We start from the raw sequence: 17,306 nt of genomic DNA, 5'->3' as shown, positions 1-17,306 counted from the left end.
CTGCGCGTCACACGGCTACGCCCGGGGGTGAGAACGGTTTGCGGTACGGCACCTGGGGCGAACCGGCCGAGCCACGCGCGGTCGCCGAGCGGTCGGACGAAGGGCTGGCTCTGCTCACCGCGCTGTGGTCCGGTGCGGAGGTCGACTTCCATGGCACGCACCTGTCGGCCGATGGCGTCACGTTTCTGCCGACCCCGGTGCAACGACCTCGCCCGCCGATCTGGATCGGCGGCAACTGGCCCAATCGCTCGCCGCTACGGCGTGCCGCCCGCTGGGACGGTGTCGCCCCGATGATCATCGGTGCCGACGGGTCGTTCGGACCGGCGCCGCGGATCGTCACCGAACTGGTCGGCGCGGTCGCCGAATATCGCACGGACGGGTCCGCGTTCGACGTCGTCATCACCGGCCGGACGCCCGCCGACCGGCCCGAGGCGGCCTGCGTCACGGTCGAAGCTATCGCGGCGGCGGGCGCGACCTGGTGGCTGGAAGGCTTTCATCCCGGCCCGGGGGAGTACGCGCAGGCACTGCGCCGCGTGACCGCGGGTCCGCCGCGCCGCGGCAGGTCACCGCGGACCGGCACCGAGAAGAAGGAACCAGATGACCCATACCCGGCCGGGGGCCGGCCCCGGCGGAGACGCGACGAACGCCATCGAGGACACGGCCGCGCCCGGCGAGTCCTCGGTGACGCGGATGCTCGAGATCTTCGATGTCGTGCCCGTCGGCGTGAACGCCTTCACCGGCGCCAGTGACGGCGGATCGCGCAAGGTGGTCGACGGCACCCAGCTCCTCGCGCAATCCCTCGTCGCGGTTGCGAAACGGTTGCCCGGCAGATCGATCCGGTCGGCGCACGCCATCTTCACCCGTGTCGTCGATCCGGACGAGCCCCTCGAGTTCGTGGTCGACGTGACACACGAGGGACGTTCGATGGCCGCGGCGGCGGTGGCGGTGCAACAGAACGGTCGCCGCTGCGCGTCGGTCGCCGTCCTGGCCGACACACCGGCAGCCGACGTCATCCGGCATCACGCGCCACGCCCGCGAGTCCCGGGGCCGGACGAGGCGATCGTGGCCGAGATGCCGATGGCGGGCCGCGAGCTGCGGATCGTCGGCGTCGCCGATGTGAACGACCCCGCGGAGGTCGGCCCGCCCGAGTTGTCCGCCTGGCTGCGCTACGAAACGATTCCGGTCCGCGACGACCTCGCCAAGGCCCTGCTCGCCCACTTCACCGGTCACCTCTCGGTATCGGCGACCATGCGCGCGCACGCGGGTGTCGGCACCAGCCAGGCGCACCACACCATCTCGACGGCGGTCATGACCGTGACGGTGAGTTTCCACGAGCCGGTCGGGTGGAACGGCTGGCTGCTGTACTCCCACGAGAGCACGCAGGTCGGCGGGGGCATGTCGTATGTCCGCGGCCAGGTGCACACCGAGGACGGCCGCTTGATCGCCTCGTTCACGCAGGAGGCGATGATCCGCCCGCTGCGCCGGGAACACGCCGAGATCCCGGCGGCCGCGCGGCTGTGAGCGGTCGGGCTTCGGAAAGGAACCCTGGGATGGATGAACAGCGGACCGTTGCGGAGGTCGAGCACTCCGGTTTCGCGGCCAGACCCGACTATCGCGTCGACATCCACCGCCGCCGCAACCTCGTCACGGCCCGGCTCGGCGACCGGCTCGTCGCCGAGACGACGCGGCCCCTGCTCGTCGACGAGCAGGACCACGGTCTGGTGTTCTATTTCCCCCGCGAGGACGTGCGGGTCGCGCTCCGGCGCGACGACGCGCGCAGCAGCCGATGCCCGTTCAAAGGGCAGGCGACCTACTGGCGTTTCGACGGCGACGGCGACGCCGCCGTGTGCTGGAGTTACGACGACCCGATCCGCCAAGTGGCGCGCCTACACGGGCACGTCGCCTTCTATCAGGACCGGGTACAGGTCTGCGTCGGTGTGGCGACTCCGGCGGTCCCGGGAGTGTCCGCCCGGGCCTGAGCGCTCCACAATCCGGTGCTCGGCGCATTATGAGAGCAAAGTTCTCGAATATGAGAATTCGACTTCGAAATGGCGCTGTCGGCTTCTATGCTGAGCGCGTGTCAAACACACCTGCGTACAGGGTCGTTCAGTGGACCACGGGGAATGTCGGTAAGAGTTCGGTGCGAGCCATCGCGGCCAATCCGCTGTTCGAGCTCGTCGGCTGCTACGCCTGGTCGCCGGACAAGGTGGGGCGCGATGCCGGCGAGTTGTGCGGTATCGAGCCCCTGGGAGTCATGGCCACCGACGACATCGAGGCGCTGCTGGCGCTGAAACCTGATTGCGTGGTCTACAACCCCATGTGGATCGACGTGGACGAACTGGTCCGCATCCTGTCGGCGGGGGTCGATGTCGTCGCCGCCGCTTCGTTCATCACCGGCCACAACCAGGGAGACGGCCGCGACCGGATCGCCGAGGCATGCCGCCGCGGCGGTTCAACCATGTTCGGTTCCGGTATCAGCCCGGGGTACATCAACCTGTTGGCAGTGGTGGCCGCGGGCATCTGCGACCGGGTCGACAAGGTGACCATCGACGAGGCCGCCGACACCACGTTCTACGACTCGCCGGAAACCGAGAAGCCGGTAGGGTTCGGCAGGCCGATCGGCGATCCCGCCCTGCCCGCGATGACCGCGCACGGCACCGGCGTGTTCGGTGAGGCCGTACGACTGATCGGCGACGCTCTCGGTGTCGAACTCGACGAAGTGCGCTGTGACGCGCAGTACGCGCAGACCACCGCCGATCTCGATCTGGGGTCGTGGACCATCCCGGCGGGCTGTGTCGCCGGCGTCCACGCGAGCTGGAAAGGGCGAGCGGGCGACCGGACCCTCGTCGAGATCAACGTCCGCTGGCGCAAGGGGCAGACGCTCGAGCCCGATTGGCGGATCGAGCAGGACGGATGGGTGCTGCGAGTCGACGGCCGCCCGACGGTGCAGAACATCGTCAGCTTTCTGCCGCCGCCGGATTTCCAGGCCGAGACGATCGCCGATTTCATGACCCTTGGGCACATCATGACCGCCATGCCGGTCATCAACGCCATTCCCGCCGTTGTCGGCGCCGCCCCGGGCATCGTGACCTACAACGACTTGGCGCTCATCCTGCCTCGCGGCGTGGCACCGCAGGGCTGAGGCCGTTCACCTGCCGAAAACCCGGGCGGTGGCCAGCGTGGTGAGCCGATTGTCGTTCCCGGTGTCGCGCACTTCGACCCGGCCCAGTCCCTCGTGCAACCGCGCGTCGGCGACCACCGGGCCCACCCGGGCCCCGAGCACGTAGCGCAGGCCGAGGAAACAGAGGCTGTCGCCGGGGGCGAGCGAGAGCACCGCCTCCTCCGCGACCAAAGCGAGCAGGCCACCGTTGATGGTGTCGGAGGCATTGAGCCCCTCGGCCGACCGCGGCAGTACCACCGTTCCCGGGGCGACCCGCAGGCAGCCGGCGCGCTCTGCCAACGGCATCGGCAGCCGCTCCGCCGTGGGCGGCAGTTCGACGCTCAGCCGCGGCGGCAACTGCACGTCCGGATCGGGCGCCACCATGAAGGAAGCGGCCCCGAGGGCGATGGGCTCGTCGTCGACGCTGAATTCGAACTCCGCCACGAAGACCGAGCGACCTGCCTTCACCGTTCGTCCGACGGCCCTGACCTCGCCCGTACCGGGGGCGGGACGGTACAGGTTGACGTCGAGTTCCAGCGTGACCGGTACCCGCGGGCCCATCGCCAGGGAGGCCAGCAGGCCGGAAACGGTGTCGGCCCAGGTCGCGAGGATGGACGTGCGCAGCACGGCGGTGTCCGGTACGTGCATCTCGGGCGTTATCTCGGCGCGACCGTGCAGTTCGTCGCCGACCCGGCGCGTCGCGAACCCCAGTTCCCGCAGAATGCGGCCGCGTTCTTCCAGGCTGCTCGGGACGCTCGTCACGGCTTCCTCCTGCTCGGCGCCACGGCTCGAGCTCGCGAGGCCTCGGACAGTGAGTAATCTAATTCTTAAATGAGAGAATGCCGATATCCAACATAGCACGCCCGGGTGGGCCGCCGGTGCTGTCGTCGGAGGCGATGACGGCATACGGCTTCGGCGCAGCCGAGGGAGCGCGGTGCGGAAAGCTGGAGTTATGCCGGTTGAAGACCGGCGTCCGAGACCCGCGCCCCACGGTTGACCGCGAACACCGGAAATCTGTCCCCGTGGGAACGTGCCCGGAACCGCACACGGACCGGCCCGGTGGAGGAGGGCGGCAGTTCGCCATGGATCGTCGTGTACAACCACGGGCCTTCATCGAGTTCCACAATGGCGATCGTGGAGCGCTCGACCTCGGCGCGTGGATTCGCGGCGCACTGCAACACCCGCCACGACACGACCGATCCGGCGCCGGAGCACGGAACCCATGCCAGATCAGCGGATCGGCAGGACGAACACGCGTCGAACCGGGGCGCCAGCAGACGGCCGCAGCATTCGCAACGCCTGATCATCAGCGTTGCCTCTCGTCGAGCGGAGGGGGTGTCACCGACGTTTCCGGTGTGTTTCGGATCGCGCTGGTACATAGAGCCTCGAAATCATCGTGCTGATGTCACCGACCATGTCAGTCTCTCGTAGGCGTGTTTCACCGCACGACGGCCGATCGGCCGGGGGTATACCTATTTTTCGCTGCCCCGGCTCACAGCCGGGGCATGACCTCGGCGGCGAAGAGCTCCATCGTCGCCGCGGCGTGTTTCGCCCCGACCATGAACACGAACGAGGAGATGCCCTGCTGGGCTCGTTCGCCCAGTCGATCCGCCAACATGGCGGGCGTCCCGATATAGCCGTCGTCGACACCGAACGCCGCGGCGGCGAAGCGGCGGCCGACGCGGGCCCGCAACTCGGGGAGATCGCGCTCGTGCGCGGCCACCGCCAAGACGGCCTGGTGCGATCTGCGGATCAGGCCCGGGTCCCGCTCGATCCGTGCGCATTCCTTCTCCAGCACACCGGTGAGCGCGGGCCAGTCGCGCAGTCCGTAGGTGGGCACGTTCCAGACGTCGGCGTAACGAGCGACCAGGGGCATTGTGTACTTCGGCCCCGCGCCACCGATGTGGATCGGGGGCCGCGGCTGCTGGACGGGTCGCGGCCGATTGGGCATCTCGGTCACCTGGTAATGACGGCCCTGGAACGACGTGCGCTCGGAGGCGAACATCCGGGTGATGATCTCGAGCGCTTCGCCGAGCCGTTCGGCTCGGTCCGCGGCCGACCCCCAGGGCAGGCCCGCCTGCCGGTGCTCCTCGCGCACCGAACCGCTGCCGAGGCCGAACTCGAGCCGCCCTCCGGAGATCAGATCGAGGGTGGTGGCCATGCGGGCGAGCAGCACCGGGTGCCGGAAGTTGTTGCACAGCACCAGGGCGCCGACACGCAGAGTCGTGGTGTCGGCGAGCAGCGCCGTGGCGGTTGTCCACGCCTCGAGCGCCGGATGGTCGGGGAGCGCGGGCGCGTAGAGGTGGTCGAACAACCAGAGCGTGTCGAAGCCCGTCCGCTCGGCGGTTCGCGCGAGGTCCAGCAGCGTCTCGTACTCCGGGACGATCTGCGGAACGTAGATCCCGAACTCCATTCCGGCGGGAGTTCCGGCACTCCGGTGCGGCGGAACCGGCTCGAGGCGCGGCGGGTCCGACGTCACGCGACCACCACCTCCCGCGAGCTTGCGACCTGCGCTCCGGCCCATGACATCTCCGGACACGTATGTCCGGTTATATCACTGTCCCGGTGTGGCCGCGCAAGTGTCGCGCGGACCGGGCCTACCGGCAGACCGCGCACATCGTGATTTACGCGGTCGTCGCGCCGCTGCACGCAGCGTCATGATGGTCCCGATCATCGAGACCGCGGCCGAACGTCCGGAAGCAGTGGACGCACCGCCGTGGCTTCGGGGCCGCGCTTGCGCATGGTGGCGGTGAAGAGGACGGGCTGGCCGGCGTACAACGACTTGTATCCGGTCGTCTCGATACTGGTGTACTCGACGAAGACCTGGGTGGGATCGTCCGCGGGCTGAAGGAATCCGAAACCCTTCTCGATGTTGAACCAGACCACCGTGCCGCGGCGCCAGAAATCCGCCGCGGTCCGGTGGTGGGGCAGGCCGGTCACGAAAGGATCATCCGGGTCACGCGGCGTCGGGCAACGGATCGGCGTGCATGATCCGCTGCCACCACGCGTCCAGTGGGCTGGGGTCGGGCCAGACGACCGCGGCTTCGGGGGAAACCTCGGTTCCGGACTCGGCCGTTGCGAGCAGCGGGTCGTGCCGTTCGGTCGATGTCATGATCGGGTGCTCCATCAGGTGTTCCGTTCGCGAAGATAACCTCTGTGCGGTAACGCCTTTCGCGTTCCCGGCCGGGTGCGGGCCCGGGATCCCGGACCCGCGTTCTCCGCGGCTGCCTCAGGCGTCGATCGCCTTGTGCCCGTTGCCGCGACCGATCTCGATCTTGCGCGGCTTGGCCTTCTCCGCGACCGGAATCGTCAGCCGCAGTACGCCGTCGGTGTAATCGGCGCGAATCTTATCGGTGTCGAGGTTCTCGCCCAGGAACAGTTGACGGCTGAACACGCCGCGGGCGCGTTCAGCGGCGATCATCTCACGGCCCGAGTCGAGTTCGGGACGGCGGGCGCGCACCGTCACCACATTGCGCTCGATGTCCAGGTCCAGGGATTCGGGGTCGATGCCGGGCAGGTCGAACTCGACGACGAATTCCTCGCCCGCGCGCCAGGCATCCATCGGCATCACCGCGGGATGCGCCTTCGTGCCGAACACCTGCTGCGTCAGACGGTCCAGATCGCGGAACGGATCGGTGCGCATCAGCATGGTCGCCACCTCCACTCACTCCATTCTCCGTAGTAGGGGCCAGATAACCTCTGTTACCTGACATAGATTTTTTATAGCATCGAGAGAAGTTGAGCGCAAGGCGCTAAACTAGGAAATCTGTTGGCAACTCGAAGTGAGGATGGATGACGCGGGAGAGGGGCGACTCGGGGCACCTGCCGGATCCGGGCCAAGCGGTGTACGGGATCTCGGTCGCTGCCGGCCTGGCCGGAATCGGCGTGCAGACGCTCAGGCTCTACGAGCGTCACGGGTTGCTGACTCCAGCGCGCAGCGACGGGGGCACCCGCCGCTACAGCGGCAATGACCTCGCCAGGTTGCGGCGGATCACCGACTTGGTCGCCACGGGCGTGAACCTCGCGGGCATCCGCCGCATTCTCGACCTCGAGGACGCGAATGCCGACCTGCACGCGGACAACGACCGGCTGCACGCCGACAACGTCCGGCTGCGGGACGCGCAGGACAACGCGCCAGGTTTGGCGTGAGCGCGCAAACTATTCCGAGAAGTGGGTGCGCAGATCGACCACTGTGCCGGAATCGCCGGTGGTCACAGTGACGTGCGGTATGAGCGCGCGGATCAGCGGCATACCGCGCCCGCGCAGCGGATCCGCCTGCGGGTCGGGTTGTTTCCATCGGCCGCTGTCGGCGATGGTCACCCGGAGTTCGTCGCCCTCGATCGATGCGCGCAAGCGGACCACGCCGCCGTCGCCGTGATGGCCGTGTTCTACGGCGTTGGTACACGCTTCACCGACGGCCAGCAGCACGTCGTAGGCCGGGGCGGCCGCCATCCCGCACTCGGTGAGCCATTCCTGGAGGGTATGCCGGACGGTCGCCAAGTGCACCGCCTCGGCAGCGAAATCCAACTCCAGGGGCGTCACGGCGTTGGGTAGCGGGACCCGCTCGCCCGCGCTCACGAGCGCGCACCAGCCGCCGGGATCGGAGTGCGTCTGTCGCGGTCCGGTCGTCCCGTGGTCGTGCCGTGCCAAGGGCGTCGATGCGCCGTCACCTCGTTACCTCCCTGTCGGGGATCGGTGCGCTGTACCCGTCACGCCGAGCACGTGGACCGTCATCGAGCTCGGCGGCCGTGTTCGCCGTGCGTGTGCCATGCTCCCCGAGGCTATACCCAGTTGATCATTCCCCATTCATCCTGGGTGGCGGCCGGGCAGATCCGGCCCCCGGCCATCGCGCGGCATCCGTAAAACGCTGTGCCACAGCCCGGCAGAGCCGGCGCGGTTTCGCGAGGGAACGCCGCTACAGGTTTTGGCGCGGCAGCCGGACGACCTGGACGAAGAAATCGTCGATCTGCTTGATGGCGGCCACGAACTGATCGAGGTCGACCGGCTTGGTGACGTACGCGTTCGCGTGCAGCCGGTAGCTGCGCAGAATGTCCTCCTCGGCCGCGGAGGTGGTCAGCACGACCACCGGAATGTGCGCCAGATCGGGGTCGGCTTTGATCTTCTCCAGCACCTGCCTGCCGTCGTACTTGGGCAGGTTCAGGTCGAGCAGGATCAGGTCCGGCCGCGGCGCGTCCGGGTACCGGCCCTGGCGGTAGAGGAACTCGAGCGCCTCCTCCCCGTCTCTGGCGACATGCAGGTTGTTACCGATCTTGTTGTCCTCGAAGGCCTCTCGCGTCATCAGCTCGTCGCCGGGATCGTCCTCGACGAGCAGGATGTCGATCGGCTGGCCGGGGGAGGTCATACGGTGGCTCCTTCGGGGGCGGGAATATCGGCGGTGCGGGCGGTGGTGTCGGCGTCGGCGGTACGCAGCGTGAAGCAGAAACGGGTGCCCGCGGTGTAATCGGTATCGATCCAGATCCGGCCGCCGTGATACTCCACGATCTTCTTGCATACCGCCAGCCCGATGCCGGTGCCGCTGTACTCCTCACGATTGTGCAGCCGCTGGAAGATGACGAACACCTTCTCGGCGAATTCGGGTGCGATCCCGATGCCGTTGTCGGAGACCGACAGCAGCCAGCCGTTGCCCTCCTCGCCCGGCTCGCAGGTGATCTCGATCTCCGGCGGGTGATCGGGTCGACGGAACTTGATGGCGTTGGCGATCAGGTTCTGCCACAGCATCGTCAGCAGCGTCGGATCGCCGATGATCTCGGGCAGCTCCTCCGGGCGCCGGATCGCGGTGTCGGTGTCATCGATGACCGCGGAGAGATTGGTCAGTGCCTTGTCCAGGGACTGGCCGAGGCCCGTGGGCTCGGTGCGGTCGGTGATGCGGCCCACCCGGGAGAATGTGAGCAGGTCGTTGATGAGCACCTGCATCCGCTTGGCGCCGTCGACGGCGAAGTCGATGTACTGCTTGCCGCGCTGGTCGAGTTTGTCGCCGTAGCGCTTCTCCAGCAGCTGGCAGAACGACGCCACCTTGCGCAACGGCTCCTGCAGATCGTGTGAGGCGACGTAAGCGAACTGCTCCAGCTCCGCGTTGGAACGGCGCAGTTCCATGGCCTGCAGGTCGAGGTCGGTCTTCTGCTCGGCGAGCGCGGCTTCCTGAGCGCGCGAGGATTCCAGCTCGGCGACGATCCGGCGGCGCATACTCTCCACCGCCTGCGCGACGGTCGCCAAGTCGGCCGGACCGTGCACGTCGATGTGATGATCGAAGTCGCCGCCCGCCACCCGCAGCGACGCGTCCGTCAAGGAGCCGAGGGGACGGGCGATCAAGCGCCGCACCAACACGGTCAGCACCACACCGGTGAGCAGGAACGCGATGACCATTCCGGCCAGCACGGCGTCCCGGACGGTGCGGGTGCGCGCGAGCTCCTCTTCGTCGTGTGCGATGGCCGCCTCGAGACCGTTGTTCTGGGCCTCGAAGCGCGTCCGGAGTTCATCGAACAGCGGCTTGCCGCGGCTCGGGGTGGAAGGCTCGAGACCGCGGGTCGCCCCGGAGGTCAATCCGGCTACCAGCGGCTCGGCGTACTCGGTGCGCCAACGCTGCGCGGACTGCTCCACGGCGTCGAGGTCGTCGAGCAATGGCTGCCGGTCGGCCAGCAGTTCCCGCAAGCGGGCTACCGACTGAGCCTCGTCCCGGGTGCCGTCCCGGTAGGGCTGCAGGAACTGCGGGTCGGCGGTGATGCCGTAGCCGCGTAGGCCGGTCTCCTGGTCTACCAGGGCGCTCTGCAATTTGTAGGCCTCGGCCGCCGCGGGCAACGACTTGTCGAGCAGCCGATCGGCCCCCCGGTTGGTCTGCGCGATCACCTGGGCGCCCGCGACGGTGCCGATGATCACCACCAGCACCATCGAGGCGAGCACCAGCTGAAACCAGGCCTGGGCGGTCAGTCGCGTGCTCAGGGGCGGCCGCCCGGTCTTCGTCGTCATCGGTTCTGGTCCTGTCCTCGCCCGTCGCCGTGCCATCCCAGATACAGGATGGCGACATCGTCGTCCAAACCGCCCGACGCCCCCGCCAGTGCCTCGACGCGGCCGATCAGCTCGTCGACGAACCAGTCGGGATCCGCGGCCTGGACGGCGCGGGCGACCTCCATCAATCCTTCTTCGCCGAGACGTTCCTGATCGGTCCCGACCCGTCCCTCGAACAATCCGTCGGTGAACACCATCAGCCCGGAGCCCAGCGGAAGGTCCACATCGTGCACGGGCCACTCGGCGCGACCGGGCAGGAAGCCGAGGGCAGGCCCGCCGGGCACCTCGACCCAGGTCAATCCGGAGGCCGAGCGCTGCAACATCCCAGGGTGCCCGGCCCGCAGCACCTGAGCACGGCGCTCGCCCGGATGCAACATCAGGCTGGTCACCGTCGCGAAGGTCTGCCTGCCGGTGCGTTCGGCCAGCAGGACCTGTTCGAGCAACCGCAGCTGTCGCGCCCCGGTCACCCCGCTCAGCACCAGCGTGCGCCAGGCCAGGCGCAACGCCACACCGGTCGCCGCCTCGTCCGGGCCGTGCCCGGACACGTCACCGATGACGGCGTGCACCGTGCCGTCCGAGTCCTGCACCACGTCGTAGAAGTCGCCGCCGAGCAGCGCGTGGGCCCGGCCGGGACGGTAGCGCGCCACCACGTCGACGACCCGCTTCCCGCGCAGCAGCGGAGTGGGCAGCAGGCCGCGTTCCAGCCGCGCGTTCTCCTGCGCGCGCATATTGATCGCCTGCAAGGCCGCGCTGGTGCGCTCGGCCTGCTTGCGCTGGATCGCATAACGCACGGCACGCCCGAACAGTTCGGGCTCGACCCGGCCCTTGACCAGGTAGTCCTGGGCTCCCGCCGCGACCGCGGCCAAACCGGTCTGCTCCTGATCCAGACCGGTCATCACCACGATCGCGACCTGGTCGGTGTGCCGGCGGATGCGTTCTACCGCCTCGAGCCCTTGGGCATCGGGCAGATGCAGGTCCAGCAGCACACAGTCGGGCTCGGCGGTGGCCAGATGCTCGGCGGCCTCGGCCAGCGACCGGACCCAGTGCAGCTGCAACCCGGGCGCGCCGTCCACGACCAGTTCCTCGACCAGCAGCGCATCCCCCGGATCGTCCTCGATCAGCAGCACCGAAGGTTGCTGCCACGGCCAATCCGCGTCCACGATCACTTCGGGATCGTCGTCTGTCCCGTCACGCCGCACGGACACCACCGGTCGCGGGTCCGATTGTGGCAGAACGAATGACAGCACGATTGCCGTCGTCGGCGAACACCGACAACCCGGCCTCCGATCACCATGGGGCGGCACCAGCGCACGCCGACTGTCTCCGCGGCCGTTTGCTGGACCGAGAAACAGTCAAGATCGTATCCGATCCGACATCCGACCGAGACATGGCAGTGCCGACCTGCGCGGATGGAGAAGCTGCCGAAAGGTGCGCGGGCGATCAGACCGTGGTGCCGGTGAGCCGCGCGGTGTCCCGCTCGGCCTCCCGGACCGCGCCATCGCGGCGCGGGGAACGGAGTTCCGCCAAGCTGCGGGCGACGACCGTGGCATGAACCGCGATGACGGCAAGGGAGGCCGAGCCGATCACAGCAAGAAGCACAACCACGACAGATACCGGTCCTTTCGGGTGCGAACGGGCCGGTTGCCCGCTCGATCGGGTGCCGAGTTCGCGTCGCCGACCCCGGCGGGCGCGCGCTCCGCCTCCAACGTGCCCCGGCTGCTCCAAGCCAAACCCATCGATTCCGGGGGCGCGGACGGGGCGTGCGGTCACGCGAGGACTACCTCGGCCGTCGCACGACCGAAGATCTTGCGTCCGTCGTGCTCGGCGGTGATCGCGATGGTGGCGGTACGGGTGTGCGTGTCCAGGTGTTTCACCCGGCCGGCGAACTCGATCCGGCCGCCGGTCACGCCGACGTGGACGGGATTGGTCAGCCGCACGTTGTAGGAGCGCAGCGCGCCGGGGTCGCCCAGCCAGGAGGTGAGCAAGTCCACACTGAGCCCGATGGTGAACATGCCCTGCGCGACGACGGTTTCCAGCCCCAGCAGCGCGGCGGCCGCGGTGCTCCAATGGATGGGATTCGGATCTCCCGCGACTCCGGCGTAGTTGACCAGATCGCCCCGGGTGACCGTGAGGGCGCGCGGCGGCAGCTCCGCTCCGAGACGCACGGTGTCGAAGGGCCGGACATGGGGACCGGCCGGTGCGGGCGGCGTCCGGCGTCCGGGCTCGCTGCCGTCCCCGACATATCGCGGGTGCGATGCGCGACGCTGCTTCCGCCCTTCCGGGCGGGCGCCGTGCATCACGACCGCGTCGAACCACGTCGGGAGAGCCTCGTCGGCCCGCCCGACCAAACTGGTCCGGGACGTCACGACAGGCCGGTCGTCCTGATCCAGGATGGTCTGACGCAGGCCGATGAGGTCGCCGCCGAACGCGTGCCGGAAAGAGTCCAGGCACATCTCGAAGTCGATCCGGTCGCCTGCCTGGAGCGGGCGGTGGAATTCGATCATCTGATCGGTCTGGATGGTCCTGCTCAGGTCGTAGCCGGGCAGGATCGTCTCGAACGCTTCGGCGTAGGCGAGGTACCCCGGCACCGCGCCGAAGGTCGGGGGAGCGAGCAGGCGGTCGTAACCGAGTTCGGCCGCCGCCTCCTCCGACCGATGCGCAGGGTGGTGGTTGCGCACCGCGCGGGCGTACTCACGGATCTTCTCGCGCCCGACTTCGTAGTAGTCGCTGCTGCGATACCGGCGCCCGACCATCGAGGCGGGAAGCGCGGCATCGGTCACGTCGTTCGCACCGGATGGGGTAGGGAGTCTGGACATCGCGGGGGAATCTACCCAACGCGCGGCGGAATTCCGGTCAGCCCGCATCGCACGCCGTTTCGCGGCAGGCGACGTCCGCGAACCAGGTCGCGTCGGCCGCCGCTCCGGTCGGTTCAGCAGAGACTCCACTCGGCGGCCACCATCACGTCCGCGGTCCCTTGCACCGATTGGTGGGCGCTCACCTGCACCGCGACGTCGGCGTCGGGTGTTCCGGTCGCCGGCTCCCGGCATACCGCGTATCCGACGCCGCCCCGGTCGACAGCGGTTTGAGCAGCGGACCCCTGGGAAGTCGATCGACAGGACCGACGGGATGGGGTCGGCATTCGGCCCCGTCGTGGCCGCGCTCCTCGGCAGGATAGGTCGGTTGTAACGCCGATCGGAGAGCTTCCGGCCGAACCGCCGCAGCCACTTCGCAGCCGGGTATCGCGATCTCGCGCCCCTCGCCCCGGCGGTTCGGTCGCCGGCCCTCCGCCCGCGGCTGTAGGAGAGGAGAGAGATGTCTGTTCCGAACCACACCACCGACGACGCCGGTATCCCGGTTCCCAGCGATGAGCACTCGCTGACCGCCGGACCGGATGGACCGATCCTGCTGCAGGACTGGTATCTGATCGAGAAGATGGCGGCGTTCAATCGGGAACGCGTGCCCGAACGTCAGCCACACGCGAAGGGCGGCGGTGCGTTCGGCGTCTTCGAGGTCACCAACGACGTGAGCGCCTACACCATGGCCGACGTGTTCCAGCCGGGGAAGAAAACGGAGATGCTGGCCCGCTTCTCCACCGTCGCCGGTGAGCGTGGCAGCCCCGACACCTGGCGGGATCCACGCGGGTTCGCGCTGAAGTTCTATACCGAGCAGGGCAACTTCGACATGGTCGCCAACAACACACCGATCTTTTTCGTTCGCGATCCGATGAAGTTCCAGGACTTCATCCGTTCCCAGAAGCGCCGCGCCGACAACAATCTGCGCGACCACGACATGCAATGGGACTTCTGGACGCTGTCACCGGAATCCGCGCATCAGGTGACCTGGCTGATGGGCGATCGCGGCATCCCGCGCACGTGGCGGCACATGAACGGTTACTCCAGCCATACCTACATGTGGGTGAACGCCTCGGGCGAACGCTTCTGGGTCAAGTACCACTTCAAGTCCGATCAGGGCATCGAGTTCTTCACCCAGGACGAAGGTGATCAGATGGCGGCGATGGACACCGATTATCACACCCGCGACCTGTGGGAATCGATCGAAGGCGGCGATTTCCCGAGCTGGACGCTGAAGATGCAGATCATGCCGTTCGACGAGGCGCGCGACTACCGGTTCAACCCCTTCGATCTCACCAAGGTGTGGCCGCACGGCGACTATCCGCTGATCGACGTCGGCAAGATGACCCTCGACCGCAATCCGGCGGATTACCACACCGAGATCGAACAGGCGGCATTCGAGCCGAGCAATTCGGTGCCGGGCACCGGCCCCAGTCCGGACAAGATGCTGATGGCACGCTGGTTCTCCTACCCCGACGCGCACCGATACCGCATCGGCGTCAACTACAAAGAGTTGCCGGTCAATACACCGCACGCCACCGCTGTCCGGTCGTACAGCAAGGATGGCGCGCTGCGCCACCACAACCCCGGCGACCCGGTCTACGTGCCGAATTCCAAAGGCGGCCCGCATGCCGATCCCGCGGCCGCGGGTCCGCCGGCGACCTGGCACACCGACGGCGAACTCGTGCGCTCGGCCTACACGCTGCACCGGGACGACGACGATTGGGGTCAGGCCGGAACCTTGGTCCGCGACGTGCTCGACGACGCGGCGCGCCAGCGGCTGGTCGACAACATCGTCGGACACCTGCTGAACGGCGTCACCGCACCGGTACTCGAGCGGGCCTTCGAATATTGGCGCAATGTCGACAAGAACCTCGGCGACCGGGTCGAGGCAGGGGTGCGCGCGAAACAGGACGAACGCGACCCCAAGGCAGCCGGCCAAGCCAATCCGGCTCGCTCGTCGGCGCAGGTCAAAGCCTGACGGATGCCGCGGGCGGCCGGTTCACGACCGGCCGCTTCGGCCCGCGCGGCGTTATTGTTTCGTTATATTGTTCGGGAGTGTCCTGGGCGCGCACTTCGATCGAGTGCGGGAGCATGAGTCCCGGATCCAGTGGACCGCAAGCACCGTGGTGTTTCGAATCAATTCGAGGCTCGGTGACGTCCCCGTGGCAGTGGATGGATCGTACCGGGCCGGCCGACGTAGATCGGAGGACCGCAGTATGGCGTTCGATGTTCGACCTGTTCGACGCACGTCACGTCGTTCGTGGCAGGTCATGACAGCCGGGGTTGTCGCCGCCACCGCAGTACTCGCCGCCGCGCCCGCCATCGCGCAGCCGTCCCTTCGCGGCGCACCCGATGTCCCAGTAGAAGTCCCCATTCCCGGTGGATTTCGGGGCTTTCCCGAGATGCTGCGATTCACCCCGCCCGCACCCCCGATTCCCCAGATGCCGTTCGGTCGCGCGGTTCCACACCACGCTTCGATCGCTCCGACGGCCTAGAACTCCATTGCACGCGCTCATGTCGAGTCGCCGATGTTCTCGGCATACCGCCCCGCTACAGCGGCGGTATCTCCCGCCTCGGCGGCCGGATCGCGAAGATCCGCAGCCGCTTTGTCTTTGGGGAAAGCACGGAGTACGAGTCCGATCCCGCAGCCGACCACGATGGCGAACCCGGCCCATGCCGAACCGGAGACCACGGTGATGGGGCCCCGGTCGCCGAGATGGTGCGGCGAGACCATCGTCCAGTCGAACGATTCGGTACGAATGGGCGCCACGGTCGACGGCCGCCACAGAATGGCGATCGCCAGGATGCTGCCCGCCGTTCGGGGCTGGATGTAAGCGCAGCAGTACCCCGCGCCGACGGCCAGGGCGGCCGTGGCGAGGTTGCGCATGTCACCGGCCGGAGCGACGGCGGCCAGCAACGCGACAGCGGCGAGCAATCCGGCGCCGAACAGCGGATTCGACCATCGGAGTCCGCCGAGGTAGCCCAGCAGGATCAGACCGAGCAGCAGCGGCACGCTCCATGCCGGGCGCGGCCCGTTGCCCACCGCGCTGCCGGTGGCGCTGAGTGCGACCGCGAGAAAGATCGCGATCCCGTCCCGGCGCGGCAGCAACCACGCGGCGACGGTCGTGGCCAGCAAGGTGCACACCGCTGTCACGATGAGCCCCATGCTGCCGTCGCCGTGGCGGAAGCGCCATTCCGCGACGGCTAATTCGGTCATCACCAGCACGATCGCGGCGACGACGGGGCTGAGCGGCAATTCCGGATAGATGGGTTCCGGCGTGAACCGCTGCCGGGTGACCAGCTGGCACGCCAGGATGAGCACGGTGACCGCCGCGAGCAACCAGAGCGGCTGCGTTCCGAACACCGACCACACGTGCGGTTCGGACGTCGCCCGGTGCGGATTGCCCAGCAGTCCCGACGCCTGCGAGAGCGTGATGACCACGAAGCACCCGGCGCCGCCCACGACGAACCCCATCCCGGGTACGCGGCGGCCGAGCACCGCCACGCCCGTCGCACCGAGCAGGATTCCACTGCTGATCGCATCGAGGTATGCGGTGGTCGTCAGGATGTCGGGCGAGGAGCTGTGCGCTTCGACGGTGTGCGTGATGAACAGCAGCAGCGTCCCCGCCAGAGCGATCCACCACGCGGTGCGCGGCCGGGCCAGGCTGACCGCGACCACCGCCGTGACCGCAGCGACCAACACCCCGATCGCCGCCTCCCGCGGCACGCTGAGGATCAGCTGGTTCACCTGGTAAGGCGTGCAACGGCAGGTCCGCCCGAAGCTGAGCGGCACGACCAGCAGCAGCCCGGCCACCGCCGTGGCCAGGAACGCCGTGACGCCTTCGAGCACCTCACTCCGTCGCACCACTCCACAGGCGTACCCAGCGAAGTCGAACCGAACATCCCCGCCCGCCCGCCCGCCTCCGAAACTGGTATTACCAGCACCTGGATACCTGTGGCACGGTACGGGAGGATCTCAGGATGACCGATGTTGTCGACGTCCAGGCTCTCCGCAAGGCCCGGCGTGCCGAACTCGGGGCTTTCCTGAAGTCCCGTCGAGCCCGGATCTCGCCCGAGGACGTAGGACTACCGCCTGGACCGCGCAGACGTACCCCGGGCCTCCGCCGGGAAGAAGTCGCTCAATTGGCCGGGATAGGGATCACGTGGTACACGTGGCTCGAGCAGGGGCGGCAAATAAATGTCAGTGTCCAAGTTTTGAATGCTGTGGCGCGGACGTTGTCGTTGGATGCGGCGGAGAAGGCGCATTT

Annotated in this window: 20 protein-coding genes; 7 read left to right on the top strand and 13 right to left on the bottom strand. The window is 68.1% G+C overall.

The window, feature by feature from the left end; all coding sequences use genetic code 11:
• The first annotated feature begins 38 nt into the window (after positions 1-38).
• From ABZ420_RS27945 to ABZ420_RS27930, 4 genes are all read left to right on the top strand, one after another.
• Positions 39-749 carry an LLM class flavin-dependent oxidoreductase gene (locus ABZ420_RS27945; protein WP_357128627.1) on the top strand — a complete coding sequence of 237 codons (711 nt, stop codon included), beginning with the start codon at positions 39-41 and terminating at the stop codon, positions 747-749.
• The gene (locus ABZ420_RS27940) at positions 691-1,521 is read left to right on the top strand and encodes an acyl-CoA thioesterase domain-containing protein (protein ID WP_357128805.1); all 831 of its coding nucleotides are present in this window, start codon (positions 691-693) and stop codon (positions 1,519-1,521) included. Before ABZ420_RS27945 ends, ABZ420_RS27940 begins: the two co-directional genes overlap by 59 nt.
• A 29-nt stretch (positions 1,522-1,550) precedes the next feature.
• A complete protein-coding gene (locus tag ABZ420_RS27935) occupies positions 1,551-1,979 on the top strand; it encodes a DUF427 domain-containing protein (protein ID WP_357128624.1) in 429 nt (142 codons plus the stop codon).
• 98 nt (positions 1,980-2,077) lie between these two features.
• Positions 2,078-3,142: a dihydrodipicolinate reductase gene (locus ABZ420_RS27930; RefSeq protein WP_357128621.1), complete on the top strand. Its 1,065-nt coding sequence runs from the start codon at positions 2,078-2,080 to the stop codon at positions 3,140-3,142.
• 6 nt (positions 3,143-3,148) lie between these two features.
• On the opposite strand, the gene ABZ420_RS27925 is transcribed toward ABZ420_RS27930, so the two are convergent.
• The 6 genes from ABZ420_RS27925 to ABZ420_RS27900 all read right to left on the bottom strand — a co-directional run bounded on the left by ABZ420_RS27925 (position 3,149) and on the right by ABZ420_RS27900 (position 6,809).
• Positions 3,149-3,922, bottom strand: a complete 774-nt coding sequence (locus tag ABZ420_RS27925) for a hotdog domain-containing protein (RefSeq protein WP_357128618.1) — start codon at positions 3,920-3,922, stop codon at positions 3,149-3,151.
• Positions 3,923-4,110: 188 nt separating this feature from the next.
• The gene (locus tag ABZ420_RS27920) at positions 4,111-4,467 is read right to left on the bottom strand and encodes an OB-fold domain-containing protein (protein ID WP_357128616.1); all 357 of its coding nucleotides are present in this window, start codon (positions 4,465-4,467) and stop codon (positions 4,111-4,113) included.
• Positions 4,468-4,652: 185 nt separating this feature from the next.
• Complete coding sequence (locus ABZ420_RS27915) at positions 4,653-5,639, bottom strand: LLM class flavin-dependent oxidoreductase (protein WP_357128611.1); 987 nt, start codon at positions 5,637-5,639, stop codon at positions 4,653-4,655.
• 191 nt (positions 5,640-5,830) lie between these two features.
• Entirely contained in the window at positions 5,831-6,100 is a 270-nt protein-coding gene (locus tag ABZ420_RS27910) for a cold shock domain-containing protein (protein WP_357128608.1), read from the bottom strand.
• 16 nt (positions 6,101-6,116) lie between these two features.
• Positions 6,117-6,272, bottom strand: a complete 156-nt coding sequence (locus tag ABZ420_RS27905; protein ID WP_357128605.1) for a hypothetical protein — start codon at positions 6,270-6,272, stop codon at positions 6,117-6,119.
• Between the two features lie 117 nt (positions 6,273-6,389).
• Positions 6,390-6,809: an HSP20 family small heat-shock protein gene (locus tag ABZ420_RS27900; protein ID WP_040872081.1), complete on the bottom strand. Its 420-nt coding sequence runs from the start codon at positions 6,807-6,809 to the stop codon at positions 6,390-6,392.
• Positions 6,810-6,952: 143 nt separating this feature from the next.
• On the opposite strand from ABZ420_RS27900, the gene ABZ420_RS27895 reads away from it, so the two are divergent.
• Complete coding sequence (locus ABZ420_RS27895; RefSeq protein WP_357128602.1) at positions 6,953-7,309, top strand: MerR family transcriptional regulator; 357 nt, start codon at positions 6,953-6,955, stop codon at positions 7,307-7,309.
• A 9-nt stretch (positions 7,310-7,318) separates the two neighbouring features.
• Here the strand turns inward: ABZ420_RS27895 and ABZ420_RS27890 are convergent, their stop codons facing one another.
• From ABZ420_RS27890 to ABZ420_RS27865, 6 genes are all read right to left on the bottom strand, one after another.
• On the bottom strand, positions 7,319-7,738 hold the full coding sequence (locus ABZ420_RS27890) for an ATP-binding protein (RefSeq protein ID WP_357128599.1): 420 nt from the start codon (positions 7,736-7,738) through the stop codon (positions 7,319-7,321).
• A gap of 337 nt (positions 7,739-8,075) precedes the next feature.
• A complete protein-coding gene (locus ABZ420_RS27885) occupies positions 8,076-8,522 on the bottom strand; it encodes a response regulator (protein WP_357128596.1) in 447 nt (148 codons plus the stop codon).
• Complete coding sequence (locus ABZ420_RS27880) at positions 8,519-10,144, bottom strand: CHASE3 domain-containing protein (protein ID WP_357128593.1); 1,626 nt, start codon at positions 10,142-10,144, stop codon at positions 8,519-8,521. Before ABZ420_RS27880 ends, ABZ420_RS27885 begins: the two co-directional genes overlap by 4 nt.
• Positions 10,141-11,349, bottom strand: a complete 1,209-nt coding sequence (locus tag ABZ420_RS27875) for a fused response regulator/phosphatase (RefSeq protein WP_357128802.1) — start codon at positions 11,347-11,349, stop codon at positions 10,141-10,143. Before ABZ420_RS27875 ends, ABZ420_RS27880 begins: the two co-directional genes overlap by 4 nt.
• Before the next feature lie 274 nt (positions 11,350-11,623).
• Positions 11,624-11,788 carry a hypothetical protein gene (locus ABZ420_RS27870; protein WP_157113828.1) on the bottom strand — a complete coding sequence of 55 codons (165 nt, stop codon included), beginning with the start codon at positions 11,786-11,788 and terminating at the stop codon, positions 11,624-11,626.
• Positions 11,789-11,949: 161 nt separating this feature from the next.
• Positions 11,950-12,999 (bottom strand): fused (3R)-hydroxyacyl-ACP dehydratase subunits HadA/HadB, encoded by a 1,050-nt coding sequence (locus ABZ420_RS27865; protein WP_357128591.1) that lies wholly within the window; start codon positions 12,997-12,999, stop codon positions 11,950-11,952.
• A gap of 496 nt (positions 13,000-13,495) precedes the next feature.
• Between ABZ420_RS27865 and ABZ420_RS27860 the strand changes: the two genes are divergently transcribed.
• Entirely contained in the window at positions 13,496-15,016 is a 1,521-nt protein-coding gene (locus ABZ420_RS27860) for a catalase (protein ID WP_357128588.1), read from the top strand.
• A gap of 534 nt (positions 15,017-15,550) precedes the next feature.
• Here ABZ420_RS27860 and ABZ420_RS27855 read toward each other — a convergent pair.
• Positions 15,551-16,906: a hypothetical protein gene (locus ABZ420_RS27855; protein ID WP_357128585.1), complete on the bottom strand. Its 1,356-nt coding sequence runs from the start codon at positions 16,904-16,906 to the stop codon at positions 15,551-15,553.
• 113 nt (positions 16,907-17,019) lie between these two features.
• Here ABZ420_RS27855 and ABZ420_RS27850 point away from each other — a divergent pair.
• A partial coding sequence (locus ABZ420_RS27850; RefSeq protein WP_357128582.1) for a helix-turn-helix transcriptional regulator occupies positions 17,020-17,306 on the top strand: 287 nt, incomplete at its 3' end.

The sequence above is a fragment of the Nocardia sp. NPDC005745 genome (assembly GCF_040630775.1).
Classification (GTDB): domain Bacteria; phylum Actinomycetota; class Actinomycetes; order Mycobacteriales; family Mycobacteriaceae; genus Nocardia.
This window is presented reverse-complemented; position numbering and strand designations above follow the sequence as displayed.

Bases quoted from the DNA above. Each gene is read 5' to 3' on its own strand.
- ABZ420_RS27940 (WP_357128805.1), top strand. From the start codon at position 691: ATGCTCGAGATCTTCGATGTCGTGCCCGTCGGCGTGAACGCCTTCACC.
- ABZ420_RS27935 (WP_357128624.1), top strand. From the start codon at position 1,551: ATGGATGAACAGCGGACCGTTGCGGAGGTCGAGCACTCCGGTTTCGCG.
- ABZ420_RS27920 (WP_357128616.1), bottom strand. From the start codon at position 4,467: ATGATCAGGCGTTGCGAATGCTGCGGCCGTCTGCTGGCGCCCCGGTTC.
- ABZ420_RS27905 (WP_357128605.1), bottom strand. From the start codon at position 6,272: ATGACATCGACCGAACGGCACGACCCGCTGCTCGCAACGGCCGAGTCC.
- ABZ420_RS27900 (WP_040872081.1), bottom strand. From the start codon at position 6,809: ATGCTGATGCGCACCGATCCGTTCCGCGATCTGGACCGTCTGACGCAG.
- ABZ420_RS27895 (WP_357128602.1), top strand. From the start codon at position 6,953: ATGACGCGGGAGAGGGGCGACTCGGGGCACCTGCCGGATCCGGGCCAA.
- ABZ420_RS27885 (WP_357128596.1), bottom strand. From the start codon at position 8,522: ATGACCTCCCCCGGCCAGCCGATCGACATCCTGCTCGTCGAGGACGAT.
- ABZ420_RS27880 (WP_357128593.1), bottom strand. From the start codon at position 10,144: ATGACGACGAAGACCGGGCGGCCGCCCCTGAGCACGCGACTGACCGCC.
- ABZ420_RS27865 (WP_357128591.1), bottom strand. From the start codon at position 12,999: ATGTCCAGACTCCCTACCCCATCCGGTGCGAACGACGTGACCGATGCC.
- ABZ420_RS27860 (WP_357128588.1), top strand. From the start codon at position 13,496: ATGTCTGTTCCGAACCACACCACCGACGACGCCGGTATCCCGGTTCCC.